This is a genomic window from Bradyrhizobium sp. Kon58 (assembly GCF_055807455.1).
This window is the reverse complement of the sequence record NZ_JBVVOT010000298.1, coordinates 1-311: the sequence shown is the minus strand read 5'-3', so window position 1 is coordinate 311 and position 311 is coordinate 1. Positions and strand designations below refer to the sequence as shown.

At 55.3% G+C, this 311-nt stretch carries 1 protein-coding gene; it reads right to left on the bottom strand.

Going from position 1 to position 311, the window contains the following annotated elements; translation table 11 throughout:
- Window positions 1-10 precede the first annotated feature (10 nt).
- Window positions 11-311 (bottom strand): nuclear transport factor 2 family protein (locus AC0L20_RS40550; RefSeq protein ID WP_473295754.1); only part of this gene is annotated, 301 nt, incomplete at its 5' end.

Here is a 311-nt window from a genome sequence, read left to right as displayed (position 1 = left end):
CAGACAGCACCTACTGGCGCAGAGCGAATGCCCGGTCGCCCGCACGCTCGAAGCAATCGGCGATCGCTGGGTATTGATGATCATCCGCGACGCGTTCGATGACGTCGTACAGGTTCTGGATCGGGCCGCCGACAAGGTTGCCTCCATCGAGGCCAAAAATCGTAGCCTGTTCATTAAACGCAGGCTTCATCAAAGCGCTATCGGCTTTGACTCCACCTTCGTTGTACTTGCTCAGAACGGCAACGATCGCGTTGTATTCCTGGACGTAAGTTGGATGGCTCATGGTGTGCTCCTGATGAATGATGCCAATG